We start from the raw sequence: 16,558 nt of genomic DNA on the forward strand, positions 1-16,558 counted from the left end.
AGATACTATGATGCCAGTGGAATCAATAGGAGAGGAAATTAATAGAGAAGCCAAGCTTTTCTTTGAAGAACACAAGCCGCCGACTGATTTAATTTTTGATGATGGTGCAGAAATGGAAAGCAACCGCCACCGTATAGCGATGACCGTTTTAATCCGTTCCTTAGAACAAGGTTTAGCTAACCGGAACGATTTTTTTGTCGGTGGCAATATGTTTATTTATTACAGCGCTAAACAGATTCGGAATCAGGATTTTCGAGGCCCAGATTTTTTCGCAGTTTTGGGTGTAGACAGCAATACTTCCCGACAAGGCTGGGTAGTTTGGGAAGAAAACGGACGTTACCCGGATGTGATTGTGGAACTGCTGTCGCCGTCAACGGCAAATCAGGATACAGGCAAAAAAAAGGATATTTACGAGCAGGTTTTTAGAACTCCTGATTACTTTGTTTTCGATCCTTTCGAGCCGAATTCTTTGCAAGGATGGCGTTTAGATGCCACCCTGCGCTATCAGCCGTTAGTGCCCGACGAGCGGGGTTGGCTGTGGTGCGAAACGTTAGGTTTTTGGTTGGGCACTTGGGAAGGAATTGTCGATCGAGAAACAGCGACTTGGGTGCGTTTTTTCGATGAATCTGGCAATTTAGTTTTGTTGCCGGAGGAAGCCGCTCAACAACAAGCCGAAGCCGCTCAACAACAAGCGGAACAGGAACGCCAGCGAGCCTCGCGACTAGAGGCCAGATTGCGAGAATTGGGAGAAGATCCGAATGATCTTATCCTGAACCCAAATCACAGCTAACACCCAATCGATTTTAGATTTTAGATTTTAGATTTTAGATTTTAGATTGAAGTTAAAATCTAAAATCGCCCGTATCACAAGTAAATCAATGACTAAAAACTATCCGATCAAAAATGGCAAAGTTGCTATCTTGTTCCACGAGGGAATTCTCGGTTCTTCCGGGAAAACAGGTTTAGCATTGTTGCGCTACAGCGAAGCACAAATTGTAGCAGTAATAGACCGCCAATGTGCCGGACAATCTTTACCTGAATTAACTGGCATTCCTCAACAAGTACCGATAGTTGCTTCCGTTGCAGAAGCACTGCAATTTGCTCCGAATATTCTGCTAATTGGTATCGCTCCTTCCGGCGGTGTTTTGCCTGCGGAATGGCTGCCAGAAATTAATCAAGCGGTAGCAGCAGGTTTGTCAGTTGTCAACGGTTTGCACGCGAAACTTGCATCTTTGATAACAGTTCCGTTAACCGAAAATCAATGGATTTGGGACGTGCGTCAGGAACCGAAATCTGTGGGTGCGATCGCCTCTGCCGCCGCTGCTAAATTAAGCTGTCGCCGCGTGTTAACCGTCGGCACAGATATGAGTGTTGGCAAAATGTCAACCAGTTTAGAACTCAATCGCACTTGCTTGCAGCGGGGTTTGCGTTCCAAATTTTTGGCAACGGGACAAACGGGTTTAATGATTGGAAATGAAGGCCTTCCTTTGGATGCAGTGCGAGTTGATTTTGCCGCTGGTGCTGTCGAACAAATGGTGCTCAAATTGGGTTCTGAATGCGATATCCTGCACGTAGAAGGGCAAGGTTCGCTATTGCATCCGGGTTCGACGGCGACTCTGCCGCTGTTGCGGGGCTCGCAGCCAACTCACTTAATTTTAGCCCACAGAGCCGGACAAACTCGCATTCGCAATCACCCGCACGTATCGATTCCCAGGTTATCAAAAGTAATTGAATTGTACGAAATGGTAGCTGCTGCTGCAGGTGCTTTTGCAGGGGGAAAAGTGAGCGCGATCGCCCTCAACACTCATCACTTAAATGAGGCAGATGCGCTGTTAGCAATAGCTGAAGTTCAAGCAGAAACGGGGTTGCCTTGTACCGATCCCGTAAGGTTTGGCGCGGAGGTTTTGTGGGAGGCGATCGACAGTTGATAAGCTAGAATACATAGCAACTAATAAATAACTAGATAAAACTATGACACAAAGCATTCAAGCAAAAACACTGACCCTGCACGATGTCAAAACAAAATTTAACTTCCAACTTTGTGAAGACGAGCAATTCTTCCGGGAGTGGATTGACGATTTACCAGAAATTACTGATGAAGAAAAGCGATATCTAGACAAAGTAAAGGCTGGCTATACTAACAGTGCCGACCACTCCATGATAGAAGATACCGTAAAAATGGTGGTACTTGCTCCCTTGCTCTTTTTAGCAGATTTATACCTGAATCCATTTCATATAGAAGCAGAAAAATCGGTGGAACTTGTCACCGTGGATGAAGGTATACTTGTCAGAGGAAGTATTGATGTTCGGCTTTTAATTGAATCTTTTTGGGTTGTTGCGATCGAAGCGAAGCGAGCACAATATTCCGTTGAAGCTGGACTTCCTCAGTTACTATTTTATATGCTGAATGACCCCAGTCCAGAACCACTAACATTTGGGCTTCTGACAAATGGTAGCAGCTTTCGATTTATCAAAGTGACCAAAGGAGACATACCGGAGTATGCCGTGTCTAAACTTTTCGATATTGGGAGTCCAGGAAACGAACTTTACGAAGTCTTTCGCATTTTGAAGCGGCTAGCTGGTATAATTTCGAGTAACACATCTTCTACTTAAATAGATAATAAGCCTGTTGAGAACTCAAACTAAACGAGACAGCCAACAAAAATCACAATGAATGAAAATTCTTTGGAGTTGCCGCCACAATGCGTTATCCGCCAGGCCTGTGCTCAAGATATCAAATCAATTAGAAGGTTAGTTTGGAGCGCCAAACTCGATCCAACTCAGTTGCGCTGGGAGCAATTCTGGGTCATCGAATGCGAGGGAAAATTGGCAGCTTGCGGACAGTTGCGGAACTTTGCGGGCGCGCAAGAATTGGGCAGTTTGGTGGTGGCGAAAGATTGGCGCGATCGAGGTTTGGGAAGCTACCTCACAAAATATTTAATTCAACAAGCTACAGAACCGCTATATTTAGAATGTTTGGGAAAGCGACTTGCATTATTTTATACTCGCTTTGGCTTCGGAGAAGTTTCCGTACAAGAATTGCCGGAGTCGCTTAAATTCAAGTTCAGTTTGTCTCAATTAGCTAAAACTTTATTCAGAATTCCTGTAACAATTATGCAGTATCAAGCAAATTGTATAGAGTGAAGTCTAGGGTATACAGCGCTTCCCGCTGTAATTTAGAACAATTACTCAATAACTGAGGAGTGCAATATGTCTGGCTTTCCCGATTATCAACAATATGATGGTTTAGGCTTGGCTGAGTTAGTACAAGCAAAGCAAGTTACTCCAGCCGAGTTATTGGATGCAGCGATTGCCCGGATTGAAGCGTACAATCCAGTAATTAATGCTGTCATTTGCAAAATGTATGAACAAGCAAGGATGTTAGTCAATCATGACTTGCCAGAGGGTTCATTCAAAGGCGTCCCTTTTCTATTAAAAGATTTGAGATCGATGTATGCGGGTGTTCCTACCAGTAGTGGCAATCGTTTACTTAGAAATATATCAGCCAGCCATGATAGTGAATTGGTGAGACGTTTCAAAGCAGCAGGAGTTGTCATTTTAGGTAAGACAAATACTCCAGAATTTGGTATTACACCCTACACCGAACCTCAGACTTGGGGAGTGACTCGCAATCCTTGGGACTTGGAGCGTACACCAGGAGGGTCTAGTGGAGGTTCTGCGGCCGCGATTGCAGCAGGAATGGTTCCCATAGCTGGGGCGGGGGATGGCGGCGGTTCTGCCCGAATTCCAGCATCTTGTTGTGGCATTTTTGGACTAAAACCCAGTCGGGGGCGTATTCCCACTGGTCCGATTGCAGGTGAATTGTGGCGTGGATTTTCAACTGAAACGGTGCTAAGTCGTTCTGTTCGCGATAGTGCAGCTATGCTGGATGCAATCAGTGGTTCTGATGTGGGAGCCACCTATTTATCTCCGCCACAGGTAAGACCCTATTTGGACGAAGTTACGACTGCACCAGGAAAACTTCGCATTGCTTTTACCACTCATCCATTTTTGGGTGATGCGGTTCATGAAGATTGCATAGAGGGATTGAAAGCAACCATTAAATTACTTCAAGAACTTGGGCATGAAGTTGTAGAAGATCGGCCTAAATTTGATGGAGAAGCTTTTGCCTTAAATTTTATGAGAATTGTTGTTGGGGAAACTCGTGCAGATATTGAGTGGGCGGCTAAATCAACACAACGAAAAGTGACTGCTGAAGATTTTGAATTAGGGACTTATTGTTTAGGCCTGTTAGGTGAGGCTTTGAGTGCGGCTGACTATGCTAAAGCAGCTCGTCAATTACAGGTAGAGGCACGGAAGATAGGCCCATTTTTTGAACAATATGATGTTTTGCTGACTCCCACCCTTTCTCAACCTCCAATTCCTATTGGTTCACTTCAACCGTCATCAGGGAAAGAATTTTTGATGAATTTGGTTGCGAGAACAAATGCAAGCTGGTTACTGAAAGTCATGAAAGTGATTGAGCCTCTCGCCAGACAAGTCTTTAACTTCACTCCCTATACAGCACCATTCAATGTAACAGGGCAGCCTGCAATGTCTGTGCCTTTGTATTGGAATGAAGCAGGTTTACCTGTTGGGATGCAGTTTGTGGGAAAATTTGGGATGGAAGCTACACTTTTTCGGTTAGCTGGTCAATTGGAGTATGCTAAACCTTGGAGCCATCGCCTACCCATCATCAAGTTAACAAATCGCTGAACCGGAACGGAATGTAGAAAGAGGTAGGTACAAATCAATATCGCATGGAGAGGGCGGGTGAGTTGCCAAGTTTACTTAGCTTGTATCATAGATCCACTTACGGGCCGCTAATGGCGCACAGAGTGTCAGAAACCGGGTTTTTAGAGGTTTGGTGCGTAAGTTACGGACTAGATATTTATGGATATTCCGGATTGGGAGATCGAGACTGCGTAAGTTCATGATTCACCGTTTGCGGTAGTCCAGTTAGCTAAATTGGCACAGCTACCAGCCTGATAGCTAGGCAAAAACCGTTGCAAAATCGTTGCTGGCGGGTTTCTCAGTGTCATGTGCCAGTACCAGACTCGGAAAGTGGACTGGCGATCGCACCAAAGACATTCGACTCCTGGCAAATTAGTAAGTGTAAAGCAAGTGAGTCACACCCCAATCAAAACATACAACCCAAAAATAAAACATTTTCACAGCAGTAGTAATGCGGAATCAGTCAATCTCTAATGTAGCTAACCACATCTACCCTTAAGGTAAATCCCACCAACGGCTCAACAACGAAATCCGTAATTCAATACCTCGGAATTACTGGATTTATACTCCCCGCAACCGCTTCTGAAATCCCCTCAACATTTCAAAAATTCTTGGGTTTTTATCCTGATAAAACCACGGAAGGCAAGAACAATGAAATATCAAGGTAATCAATCTTAACAGAGGAAATGCAGCCTCTCAAATAGCATAAACAGACAATTACACATCCCTATATTTTAACACCACAGGAGTAAATATCATGTTCAACGTAGTAAAAGCCTTCGGCTCTATTTTCTCTACCCAAGGATACAGCACAGCTAACAATATGCTTATCAAAAATTACGTCAACACCAATTTTAACTACTTCAACGAAGAAGCAGTCGTTGATGAATCGATTTACCCGAATCAAACAGGTCGCGTCCGCTTCCAAGGTAGCTGGTGGCCCGCACGGTGCGATCGCCAAATCACACTCACACCTGGAGACACGGTTTATGTCATCGGCGTTGACAACATCACTTTGTTAGTTTCCCTCGCTCCTGCAGACTAAATCAGAGATTGAAATACAAGGGCAACAAATAAATCTCAATCCGGGAAATGCAACCTCTTAAATAGCATAAATAGGCGATTAAACTTCGATATATATTAACACAAAAGGAGTCAGGAAAATGTTCAACGTAGTAAAAGCTTTCGGTTCTATTTTTTCTACTCACATCTACAGCACAGAAAAGAATATCATAATGGATAACTACATCAATACCAATTTTAACTATTTCAACGAAGAAGCAGTCGTCGATGAATCGATTTACCCGAATCAAACAGGTCGCGTCCGCTTTCAAGGTAGCTGGTGGCCCGCACGGTGCGATCGCCAAATCACCCTCACACCTGGAGACACGGTTTTTGTCATCGGCGTTGACAACATCACTCTGTTAGTTTCCCTGGCTCCTGCAGACTAAATCACAACTCGCTCCAAACTGCCTAACTTTTCACAACCATATCTGATTTCGGCAGGGTTTATGCAAATAAACCCTGCCTTTTATATGCTTAAATAAGCTTAGACACTCGCTAACCATATTGAAACCAGTGAACTTTCAATCAGTAATTGCCACCTTAAACAAATTCTGGAGCGATCGAGGATGCCTGATCGCGCAATCCTACGACACAGAAAAAGGTGCAGGAACCATGAATCCCCACACCTTTCTCAGAGCAATTGGCCCCGAACCTTGGTCAGTCGCCTACATCGAACCCTGTCGCCGCCCCACCGACGGACGCTACGGCGAAAATCCCAACCGCTTCCAACATTACTATCAATATCAAGTTTTAATTAAACCCTCTCCTCCCAACATCCAAGACATCTATTTAGACTCCCTCAGAGCATTAGGAATTCGCCCAGAAGATCACGACATTCGTTTCGTAGAAGACAACTGGGAATCGCCCACCCTCGGAGCTTGGGGCGTCGGCTGGGAAGTCTGGCTCGATGGCATGGAAATCACCCAATTTACCTACTTTCAACAGTGCGGTAGCATTGATTGTCGCCCCGTCTCTATTGAAATTACCTACGGACTAGAACGCCTCGCAATGTATCTCCAAGAAGTCGATGCGATGACGAAAATTCAGTGGAAAGATGGCATCACTTACGGCGACGTTCACCTGCAAGGAGAAATAGAACAGTGTACTTATAACTTTGAAGCTTCCAATCCCGAATTGCTCTTTACTTTATTTGGATTGTACGAGCAAGAAGCTGAACAATTGACCAAAAAAGGATTGGTTTTACCCAGCCTTGATTATGTGTTAAAATGTTCTCACACTTTCAATTTACTCGATGCTAGAGGCGTGATTTCGGTAACGGAAAGAACTCGGTATATCACCAAAATTCGCAACTTGGCGCGGCGAGTTGCTCAGCTTTATTTGGAACAGCGCGAAAAGCTGGGTTTTCCTTTAGAAAAATCTGTAAAAGTGTGAGAAGGAAAAGGGTCACGACACGGATACACGGATGAATTTAGTTGCGATCGTCCTCGACTCATACCAATTTTATAGGTCGTTTCAGAGAATTCCGATCCCCCCTAACCCCCCTTAATAAGGGGGGGACAAGATTCCGATCAAAGTCCCCCTTCTTAAGGGGGATTTAGGGGGATCGAAATATGTGCAATTTTTTGGGATTTTTAATGAATTCAATGCCTAATTATTCGGAAAATAATACAGAAATAACTCCTCAACTGCGAATTGACGGTGTAAGTTTGAAAACACCGATCGCCTCAAGTTATTTGTTGGACAATATATCGTTTCAGGTACATAAGGGCGATCGCGTGGCAATTGTTGGCCCTTCAGGTGCGGGGAAAACAACGCTGTTGCGACTGCTAAATCGGCTCAGCAGTCCTAGCAGCGGCTCCATTTATCTGGAAAATACAGAATATCGCCAAATACCTGCGATCGAACTCCGCAAACAAATCACCCTCATCCTGCAAGAATCCAAGCTTTTGGGAATGTCGGTGCGAGAAGCATTGGCTTATCCTTTGAAGCTGCGGGGCGTAACTTCATCAAACATTGCTGAGAGAATTAGCGGGGCGATCGAACAACTGCACATACCCCAAGAATGGCTCGATCGCACCGAATTGCAGCTTTCCACAGGCCAAAAACAGCTTGTGGCGATCGCCCGCGGCATCATCCTGCAACCAAAAATCTTGCTTTTAGACGAGCCAACATCCGCCCTAGACGCTGGAAAAGCCGCCCACCTTTTGCAAGTATTGACACAGCTAACAAACGGCCAAACCACCATTGTAATGGTAAACCATCAATTAGAATTAGCTGAGCAATTTAGCACGCGAATTCTGCATTTACAGCGCGGAAAGCTCATTGAAGATTTGCCCTCTCATCAAATAAATTGGGTGCAACTGCGGCAAAATTTAATCCAAGCAGAAGCAGAAGCCCAACAAGAATGGTAAACAAGCTCAAAAACACTTTCTGCGACGGGTTGCGTAATTAATTTGGATGTTTTAACCGCAGAGGGCGCAGAGGGCGCAGAGAAAGAGAAGATAAGAGGGAAAGAGAGAAGTTTACCAGTTGTTGAGGATTCCTAGAGAGAGAGACAGTCAGATATTAGCTTTGGGAATCTTGTTTAATGTTGGCATTTGTGATTTGACGCTAAATCGCTAGTGCGGAATTAAACCCATTTTTTGATAAAGTGGTCGGATTAGGTTTTTTAAAGCTGGCAACTGTTTGGTAAAAACTATGGAGCCTAAAATACAAATTATACCTCCAATGATGACTGTATAGGGAGCGCCGATATAATTTGCCAATCCGCCGGCAACTAAATTCCCAAACGGTGTCACTCCAAAAAATGCCATCGTGTATATGCTCATCACTCTTCCGCGTTTGTCGTCTTCCACAATTGTTTGCAAAAATGTGTTTCCTCCTGCAAATTGGATAATGAAACCAAACCCAACGAACAACATCATGATTAATGACAGCCACAAGACGCGGGACAAACCAAAACCTATTAATCCGAATCCCATAATTGCCGGTGAAATCGCAATCCATTTGCCGAGGCCAATTATACTTTTGCGCGAAATCAAATAAATCGCCCCCGCGAAGGCGCCGACTCCCGAAGATGCCATCAAAAAGCCGAGGGTTTGTGCGTCGCCGTGCAGGAGTTTGGTGGCAAAAATTGGGACTAAAACAGTGTGGGACATTCCGGCTAAACTGACTAATGCTAATAGCAGTAAAATTGCTCGAATCGGGGGAAACCCGAAGGCATAAACGAATCCTTCTTTTAATCTTTGTAAGGGTTTGGTATTAGTTGCTGCAATTTTACGGGGTTTGATTTGCATCGCTAATAAGCCTGCAATTACAGCAATGTAGCTGAGTCCGTCAATAAGAAAGCAATAACTTGCACCGACTGTAGCTATCAGCAAACCTGCCATTGCTGGGCCGATTAGTCTGGCTGCGTTGAACATCGAAGCATTAATGGCGATCGCATTTGCTAAATCTTCTTTCTTTTCTACAAGTTCCGGTACAAAAGCTTGCCGTGCCGGCGCGTCAAAGGCGTTAATTGCGCCTTGAAAGAAACTCAGTACCAGGATCTGCCAAATGTTAACGACTCCTGTTAGTGCTAAAAATGCTAGCGCTAAGGATTGAACCATCGCTAATATTTGAGTGGCAATTAGGACTCGGTGGCGGTTCCAGCGATCGATAAAAACTCCTGCAAAAGGCAGTAAAATTAATGTAGGTATTTGACTTGTAAATCCCACCACGCCGAGCATCCAAGGTGAATCGCTCAAATTGTAGACAAGCCAAATAGTAGCGACTTGCGTCATCCAATTCCCAATTAGGGAGATGCCTTGTCCTGCAAAAAACAGGCGATAATTTCTTGATCGCAGCGCTGGAGGAAGTTTTATTGTTTTGATTTTTGCTAGTAGATTCATGCTGCAAGTACGGCTAAAGCAATCCTATTTGATTGGTAAACATTTTTTAGGGTAGCGCCCCTGGGTCTACCCCTAATTAGCGAAGGGCAACCATCGGGAGACTGCCCCTAGACTCATTATTACCAATCATTGAGAATTGCGATATGAGCCGAAGGTTCTATTTTACTACTCCCGAAAACCCAGATTTGAGTATGGTTAAGTTTTTGCTCGAAGGAAAACGATCGCCACATTTAAATTTTTCTGTCGCGATCGCTTGACTAACGAGAAATTCCTTCCCCGAACTCTTCCCTCAATTAATGCTCAACAGCCAAGTACCGAGGTAACGCAGCAAGGGAACGTCCCCAGGGGTGCGGATGCGGACGTTGAAATGGTACATTCCGCCAGGAGATGGGTTTCTGACGTTGGAGAGTACAACCTCAACATTGTTGCCGGCGGCAATTGGTTCTTTGGGATAAATTTCTATGAATCGATTTTCTTTGTCCCAGATTACTTCTTGCAATTCTATTGTTTTGTTTTTGACGCGCACTTTAATGTCTTTTTGGTCAAATTCGCCTTTGTAGTAGTCTGGATAGGATATGTTCAGTTGGGCGATCGCCAAACTTACTTTCTTGGAAGGAATTCGCAGCCGATATCTATCGCCACTCATCCCGGCTGTACCGTAATCCAAGCGATAGCTTAATTGGTTGGCGCGATCGGGGCCTCCGAAAATCGTCAATCCTGGCATGGACTGAGCTAAACTGATGGCGGGTAATCCAGCCACCAAGCAACCTGTAACCGCTAGTGCTGAAAATAATCGTCGCATAACAACTCCTCTAATTTAACTCTTGGTGAACCTTAAATATTGCTCGCCCGAAATTTGCGATCGTGCCTACAATATATCGAATCTCTCAGCAATTTGATGAGGGCGAGGGACCGCCGGCTGAGGTCAATCGATTTTAGATTTTAGATTTTAGATTTTAGATTGACCCCACGGATAAATTCGGATACAGGTTTTTTATTTCTGGACGGATGAATCCGGGGGCTTGTATCCTGGATGCTTTCGGTCACTTTTTTTTGCGTAATTTTTGCGTAATACTGATAACAGACATTCAAACTACAGAATTAGGCGACATAAAATTATATCATAATCGGTGGCAAACTTAACCATTTAGCGAATTTGAATGTATAAGATAAGTTAAAGATACGGGTCGAATTTGGGCGATCGGCTTTAGTATCAACGAGAGAAGTTTAGGGCAACGGCTGCTTCAATGTAAAGCAAGGCATCGGGCGATTAAAAATCGCACTTCAAGAAACCTGCGGAGGCAGGTTTTGTCTGTGTAGGCGCGGTTTCAACCGCCCTGGGAAGGCTTAAATAAGGAGAGTTCATGAAATTAGCGATCGCAAAAGAAATAGCAGCAGGCGAACGCCGGGTGGCATTAGTCCCCGACGCTGTAGCCCGATTAGTCAAACAGGGCGTAGAAGTTTGGGTTGAGGCCGGTGCCGGCGCACAATCCTTTTTCTCGGATCTTGCTTACGAAGAAGCGGGAGCTCAGGTTGTCGCCGATACCGCTAGGGTGTGGGGCGAAGCCGATGTCGTCGTGAAAATCGGGGCACTGCAAGAATCAGAAGTTCATCAACTCCGGGAAGGAGGCGTTTTCATCGGATTTTTGAATCCTCTGGGAGATCCAGCTTTAGTGCAGCGTTTAGCCGATCGCAAAGTAACTGCATTCAGCATGGAAATGATCCCGCGCACCAGCCGCGCTCAAAGCATGGATGCGCTGTCATCTCAGGGCAACGTTGCCGGTTACAAAGCGGTACTGATCGCAGCCGCAGCTTTGCCAAAGTATTTTCCGATGCTGACAACGGCGGCGGGTACAATTCGCCCCGCGAAAGTATTGGTAATGGGTGTGGGCGTTGCGGGCTTGCAGGCGATCGCCACGGCGCGTCGTTTGGGTGCGGTAGTCGAAGCTTTCGACATCCGCCCGGAAACAAAAGAACAAGTACAAAGTTTGGGCGCTAAATTCCTTGATGTCGAACTCAAGGAAGAAACCGTCGCCGCCGGAGGCTATGCAAAAGAACTATCAGAAGCAGCCAAAGAATACACCCGCCAAGTGCTCACCCAACACGTCAGCGCTTCCGATGCAGTTATTACAACCGCTCAAGTTCCCGGCAGAAAAGCACCTATTTTAGTTACTAGAGAAATGGTTTCTCAAATGAAGCCCGGATCGGTAATTGTTGACCTCGCGGGCGAACAAGGCGGCAATTGCGAATGCACGGAAGCGGGGAAAGATGTTGAATGGAACGGCGTTAATGTCATCGGCCCGATTAATGTGCCCTCGTCTATGCCTGTCCACGCTAGCGAAACTTACTCGAAGAATATCTCCTCTTTACTTCAGTTGATGCTGAAGGATAAGGAACTCAATTTGAATTTTGAAGACGATATCATTGCTGGTGCTTGCGTTGCCCGCGACGGTGAGATTAGTAATCAGCGAGTGCGGGATGCTTTGGCGGCTGAGGCTTCAGCCGTTAGTTAGTTAATAGTCAACAGTCATTAGTCATTAGTAGGAAAATGGGTGGTTTCATTAGTGTCAGCTTAAATCTAAAACCGTTGATAAATCTCGTTGGTAGTCAAGGCCAGATCCCCCTAAATCCCCCTTAAGAAGGGGGACTTTGAATGCTTCTTGTCCCCCCCTTCTTAAGGGGGGCGAGGGGGGATCTGATCTCGGCAGTAAACAGCAGTCTGTGAAGACGTTTGACCTGGTTTGGAAACGGTAAAGCTTTTACAGTTGATGACTAAGGACTAATGACTATTGACTAACAACTAACAACTAATGACTAATGACTAATGACTAATGACTAATAACCAATTACCAATTACCAATTGTCATGGCAGAAGGATTGATTGCAGGTTTAGTGGTGTTTACTCTAGCATCGTTTGTGGGATTTGAAGTAATTAATAAAGTCCCGCCGACGCTGCACACACCTTTGATGTCGGGTTCCAATGCGATTTCGGGAATTGCCGTTTTAGGTGCAATTCTGATTTCTGGCCAAGGCAATGTGACTGTTACTTCGATTTTGGGGACGATCGCGATCGCCCTGGCCACAATTAACGTTGTCGCCGGTTTCTTAGTAACCGATCGAATGCTGCAAATGTTCAAGAAAAAAGAGGTTAAAGCGTGAGCGATTTTCTGCCCAGTGGCATTCAACTAGGTTATTTAGTTGCCGCATCTTTGTTTATTATCGGTTTGAAACAGTTGGGTTCCCCTGCAACTGCGCGTCAAGGGAATGTGTTAGCTGCGATCGGGATGTTAATTGCGATCGTCGGTACGTTGCTGGAAAAGCAAGTAGTCAGCTACGAATTGATTGCTGTCGGAATTATCGTCGGTTCCATTTTGGGAACAATTATGGCGAATACCGTGGCGATGACGGATATGCCGCAGATGGTGGGTTTGCTTAACGGTTTCGGGGGCGCGGCTTCTGCACTCGTTGCTGTGGGCGAATTCTGGCGCTATCTCAGCATCCCGGAATCGCCAACTCCAGACGCGACAATCACTATCCTTTTGGGTGTGCTGATTGGCGGAATTACTTTCACTGGTAGCCTTGTGGCGTTTGCGAAACTGCAAGAATTGCTACCGGGTGCGCCCATGACGTTTCCGCTGCAACAGCCGTTTAATGCCATGCTGGCGATCGCACTTTTAGCCGGCAGCGGTTATATGCTGACGAAGCCGGAGGATGTGCCGGTATTCCTGGCGTTGGTGGCGATTTCCAATATTCTGGGAATCATGTTTGTGCTACCGATTGGGGGCGGCGATATGCCGGTGGTGGTTTCGCTGCTTAATTCTTATTCGGGGATTGCGGCGAGTGTGGCTGGGTTCATTTTGATGAACAATATGCTGATTATCGCTGGTGCATTGGTGGGCGCGTCGGGGATTATTTTGACGCAAATCATGTGCAAGGCGATGAATCGATCGCTTGGTAGTGTGCTGTTTAGCGCGTTTGGTAGCGGTGGCGGTAGTGCTGCGGGTGCTGCTGGGGCTGCTGGTGATGCGATCGACAAAACTGTTCGCAGCATCAATCTCGAAGAAAGTGCGATGATGTTGGGTTATGCGCGATCGGTTGTAATTATTCCCGGTTACGGGATGGCTGTAGCGCAAGCACAGCACGCTGTGCGCGAGTTAGCCGACGGTTTGGAAAAAATGGGTGTTGACGTGAAATACGCCATTCACCCGGTGGCTGGGCGGATGCCGGGGCACATGAATGTGCTCTTAGCAGAAGCAAACGTGCCTTATCCGCAGTTATACGATATGGACGACATCAATCCGCAGTTTGAAGAAACGGATGTGGCGTTGGTAATCGGGGCGAATGATGTGGTGAATCCGGCGGCGCGTCACGATACGGCGAGCCCGATTTACGGGATGCCGATTTTGGAGGTTGATAAGGCTAAGCATACGATCGTGATTAAGCGCGGGATGAGTGCTGGTTTTTCCGGTGTAGACAATGAGTTGTTCTACAAGGATAAGACGATGATGTTGTTTGGTAGCGCTAAGGATGTGGTTGCCAAATTGGTTTCTGAGGTGAAGCAGTTGTAGGATTTTGCAACCGCAGATGAACGCGGATTAACGCGGATGATTAAACCCGGTTTCTTGGAGAAACCGGGTTTTTGTTTGGAGTTTGTTTTGGTGTTGTTTTATGCAATGCTAGCTTTGTTCACATATTCACTGGAAATAGGTGTATGTGAAAATCCTTGTTCTCTGGCTTTTTGAAACCATTTTTCTGCTTCTGTGCGATCGGCTGTTACACCATCAGCACCGCATAGATAAATTCCTGCTAAGTTGTTTGAGGCAACACCATAGCCTTGCTCAGCGGATTTGATGTACCATTTAATTGCTTCTAATATCATCCTTTCTCGACCTAATCCTAAATGGTACATACTGGCAATTATGCACTGGGATTCAGCATTTCCTTGTTCTGCTAGTGGTTTTAACAAGGTAAAGGCTTGGGTATAATCTTGGTTATTAAAAGCGGCTAGACCTTTTTCTAAGTCAGGCATTAACGGTCATTAATAAATTCAATATACTATAATAGCATTAAACGAATTCAGGAAACATTACTATGAACAGGCAAAAAATACTCCTAGATCCAGTTTTACCGACTGAGGAAGAAACAATAGCTATCAAATTGTTGGATAAAATGCTATGTCTCAAGACAGAAAATGGTGATGCTGAGACATCCAAAGTAAAATTGGTGGAAGTTGGCGGGGAAGCGATCGCACTTCCTGAATCCCTCTATCAATTGTTGTGTCAAGCTGCACATTTAATGGCCGCTGGTAAAGCAGTGTCTTTAGTGCCAATTGAGCAAGATATGACTGTTGAAGAAGCTGCGACTTTGCTCAATGTGTCGCCACAATTTGTAGTCAAATTGCTCGATGATGGGGAAATTGCCTATGGAAAAGTAGGAAACCAGCGGCGGATAAGTTTGGCAAGTGCGATCGCCTATAAACAGCAGCGTACTGTTAAGCGCCGTGAAATTCTCAAGGAATTAGCTCAGTTTAGCCAAGAAGAGGAATTGCATGAAGCCAGAGTATACAGCTAGCAGGTTGATTCCGATTTTTGCAGATAAGATTCAACGTTATTATCAGAATATTTCGTAGGTTGTAGTGAAGGGCGATCGTTCTTGTGTGCAGACGTGCGATCGCTATGCAGCAAGTTTTTGAATTCAGAAGGATCTGCTGTCTCAAAAAATAGTTCCAACGCTTCGATCAGATTTCGTCGCGCTTCTTCTATATTGTCACCTTGGCTGGCAATATCGAGTTCCGGGCAAAGGGATACATATCCGTCGCCTTCTCGTTCAATAATTGCTGTCAACTGTTGTGTTGACTTCATAATTTGAAGTGGCGGACTGCCAAGCTCAAACAATTATAGTTTTACTTGAGATTATCTCACATCTTTCGCTGTTCGGTGGAGACGGGCGATCGCCCTATACAATGCTAGCTTGGTTTAAATAGTCACGGGCGATCGGTGCTAGTCAAATATACCTGCGATCGGAGATTTTTTAAATATAATGAAATCCTAAAGAATTAATAGAGCTGCAAAAATTGTACTAACATTAGAGCTAACGTCAATTAAATTAAAAAATTTTCAACTATGTCAGATCAACCTTTTAATATCCGCCAACTAAATGGCCTAGATTATGACGAAGCAGAACCACTCCTGGAAGATTATCAGGAAACGCTAATCGAGCTATTTGTCAATTCTCCCGAAGGAGAAGAATACTGTAAAACTTATCCAGACGTTGGATTTTGGATCTCGCAGTTCATTTATTACGGTTTCGGCTATGAAGGTTTTACGCTGCCTAGCATGAAAGTGGAAGATGCGGAAACTGTAGTCGAAGAGTTGTTTCCCAGGAAAGTGAGTTTGCTTTCGCCGGAAGAAGGTGAAAATGCTATCCCGGAATTATTGGCGTTCTGGCAATTTTTGAAGCGAGAATTTAAACTGCGAAATGCCACTTCAATTATCAAATACCTGCGGGATATCGAGTCGGAATTTCAGGAAATTATGGAAGATTCCTCTAATTTTGGATTTGCCAAATCCTTTGTAACGCTAGGTCAGCAAGCAGGGTTTGATATGAGTACGGGGGAAGGTCTAACACAATTTCAGGAGATATATAATGCTAGCATTGCTCCTATAATGGCAGCTAAAAACTCCGATACATCGGGATTTTCCAGCCAAACGATAAGTGATAGTGCTGTGAATGGATCTAAAGCAAGTAAAGAAAAACAAAAAAAAGCAAAAAATACGGCGGCTGAATCGAGAAAACGCAACCGCACTAAGAAAAAATGAGGTTTAGCAAGTATCTATAGCGATCCTAAATGAGTAAAAAGATGTAGGGGTAGTGCTACCCCTACTCCCCGTGCCTACCCCGGCCTCATG

The 16,558-nt window shown here is 45.0% G+C and carries 18 protein-coding genes; 14 read left to right on the forward strand and 4 right to left on the reverse strand.

Going from position 1 to position 16,558, the window contains the following annotated elements; translation table 11 throughout:
* The first annotated feature begins 7 nt into the window (after positions 1-7).
* The 9 genes from QT979_RS12190 to QT979_RS12230 all read left to right on the forward strand — a co-directional run bounded on the left by QT979_RS12190 (position 8) and on the right by QT979_RS12230 (position 8,171).
* The gene (locus QT979_RS12190) at positions 8-790 is read left to right on the forward strand and encodes a Uma2 family endonuclease (protein ID WP_445304779.1); all 783 of its coding nucleotides are present in this window, start codon (positions 8-10) and stop codon (positions 788-790) included.
* Between the two features lie 88 nt (positions 791-878).
* Entirely contained in the window at positions 879-1,928 is a 1,050-nt protein-coding gene (locus tag QT979_RS12195; protein ID WP_333310173.1) for a DUF1611 domain-containing protein, read from the forward strand.
* A gap of 43 nt (positions 1,929-1,971) precedes the next feature.
* Positions 1,972-2,613, forward strand: a complete 642-nt coding sequence (locus QT979_RS12200; RefSeq protein ID WP_333310174.1) for a type I restriction endonuclease — start codon at positions 1,972-1,974, stop codon at positions 2,611-2,613.
* Between the two features lie 57 nt (positions 2,614-2,670).
* Entirely contained in the window at positions 2,671-3,144 is a 474-nt protein-coding gene (locus QT979_RS12205; RefSeq protein ID WP_333214791.1) for a GNAT family N-acetyltransferase, read from the forward strand.
* Positions 3,145-3,210: 66 nt separating this feature from the next.
* Positions 3,211-4,716 (forward strand): amidase, encoded by a 1,506-nt coding sequence (locus QT979_RS12210; RefSeq protein ID WP_333226790.1) that lies wholly within the window; start codon positions 3,211-3,213, stop codon positions 4,714-4,716.
* A 775-nt stretch (positions 4,717-5,491) separates the two neighbouring features.
* A complete protein-coding gene (locus QT979_RS12215; protein WP_333101688.1) occupies positions 5,492-5,779 on the forward strand; it encodes an NfeD family protein in 288 nt (95 codons plus the stop codon).
* Between the two features lie 118 nt (positions 5,780-5,897).
* Complete coding sequence (locus QT979_RS12220; RefSeq protein ID WP_333211416.1) at positions 5,898-6,185, forward strand: NfeD family protein; 288 nt, start codon at positions 5,898-5,900, stop codon at positions 6,183-6,185.
* A gap of 127 nt (positions 6,186-6,312) precedes the next feature.
* Positions 6,313-7,191, forward strand: a complete 879-nt coding sequence (glyQ, locus tag QT979_RS12225; RefSeq protein WP_333310177.1) for a glycine--tRNA ligase subunit alpha — start codon at positions 6,313-6,315, stop codon at positions 7,189-7,191.
* Positions 7,192-7,403: 212 nt separating this feature from the next.
* Entirely contained in the window at positions 7,404-8,171 is a 768-nt protein-coding gene (locus QT979_RS12230; protein WP_333310243.1) for an ATP-binding cassette domain-containing protein, read from the forward strand.
* A gap of 207 nt (positions 8,172-8,378) precedes the next feature.
* Here the strand turns inward: QT979_RS12230 and QT979_RS12235 are convergent, their stop codons facing one another.
* Together QT979_RS12235 and QT979_RS12240 are read right to left on the reverse strand one after the other, a co-directional pair.
* Complete coding sequence (locus tag QT979_RS12235) at positions 8,379-9,650, reverse strand: MFS transporter (protein WP_333211413.1); 1,272 nt, start codon at positions 9,648-9,650, stop codon at positions 8,379-8,381.
* 289 nt (positions 9,651-9,939) lie between these two features.
* Positions 9,940-10,452, reverse strand: coding sequence for a DUF2808 domain-containing protein (locus QT979_RS12240; protein ID WP_333211412.1), 513 nt, complete (start codon positions 10,450-10,452; stop codon positions 9,940-9,942).
* Positions 10,453-11,014: 562 nt separating this feature from the next.
* Here QT979_RS12240 and QT979_RS12245 point away from each other — a divergent pair.
* The 3 genes from QT979_RS12245 (at position 11,015) to QT979_RS12255 (ending at position 14,218) form a co-directional block, all read left to right on the forward strand.
* Positions 11,015-12,163 carry a Re/Si-specific NAD(P)(+) transhydrogenase subunit alpha gene (locus tag QT979_RS12245; RefSeq protein WP_333310180.1) on the forward strand — a complete coding sequence of 383 codons (1,149 nt, stop codon included), beginning with the start codon at positions 11,015-11,017 and terminating at the stop codon, positions 12,161-12,163.
* Between the two features lie 352 nt (positions 12,164-12,515).
* Positions 12,516-12,809, forward strand: coding sequence for an NAD(P) transhydrogenase subunit alpha (locus QT979_RS12250; RefSeq protein ID WP_106150865.1), 294 nt, complete (start codon positions 12,516-12,518; stop codon positions 12,807-12,809).
* Positions 12,806-14,218 carry an NAD(P)(+) transhydrogenase (Re/Si-specific) subunit beta gene (locus QT979_RS12255; RefSeq protein WP_333280323.1) on the forward strand — a complete coding sequence of 471 codons (1,413 nt, stop codon included), beginning with the start codon at positions 12,806-12,808 and terminating at the stop codon, positions 14,216-14,218. Before QT979_RS12250 ends, QT979_RS12255 begins: the two co-directional genes overlap by 4 nt.
* Positions 14,219-14,316: 98 nt before the next feature.
* Here QT979_RS12255 and QT979_RS12260 read toward each other — a convergent pair whose 3' ends face one another.
* The gene (locus QT979_RS12260; RefSeq protein ID WP_333211406.1) at positions 14,317-14,679 is read right to left on the reverse strand and encodes a tetratricopeptide repeat protein; all 363 of its coding nucleotides are present in this window, start codon (positions 14,677-14,679) and stop codon (positions 14,317-14,319) included.
* A gap of 62 nt (positions 14,680-14,741) precedes the next feature.
* Here QT979_RS12260 and QT979_RS12265 point away from each other — a divergent pair, with 62 nt between their 5' ends.
* A complete protein-coding gene (locus QT979_RS12265; protein ID WP_333310182.1) occupies positions 14,742-15,221 on the forward strand; it encodes a helix-turn-helix domain-containing protein in 480 nt (159 codons plus the stop codon).
* Here QT979_RS12265 and QT979_RS29035 read toward each other — a convergent pair.
* The gene (locus QT979_RS29035; protein WP_445301874.1) at positions 15,218-15,511 is read right to left on the reverse strand and encodes a type II toxin-antitoxin system HicB family antitoxin; all 294 of its coding nucleotides are present in this window, start codon (positions 15,509-15,511) and stop codon (positions 15,218-15,220) included. The genes QT979_RS12265 and QT979_RS29035 overlap by 4 nt on opposite strands.
* Positions 15,512-15,772: 261 nt before the next feature.
* Between QT979_RS29035 and QT979_RS12275 the strand changes: the two genes are divergently transcribed.
* Entirely contained in the window at positions 15,773-16,468 is a 696-nt protein-coding gene (locus QT979_RS12275; RefSeq protein ID WP_333310184.1) for a hypothetical protein, read from the forward strand.
* Positions 16,469-16,558 lie beyond the last annotated feature (90 nt).

The sequence above is a fragment of the Microcoleus sp. w2-18bC1 genome, assembly GCF_036700365.1.
Lineage (GTDB): Bacteria > Cyanobacteriota > Cyanobacteriia > Cyanobacteriales > Microcoleaceae > Microcoleus.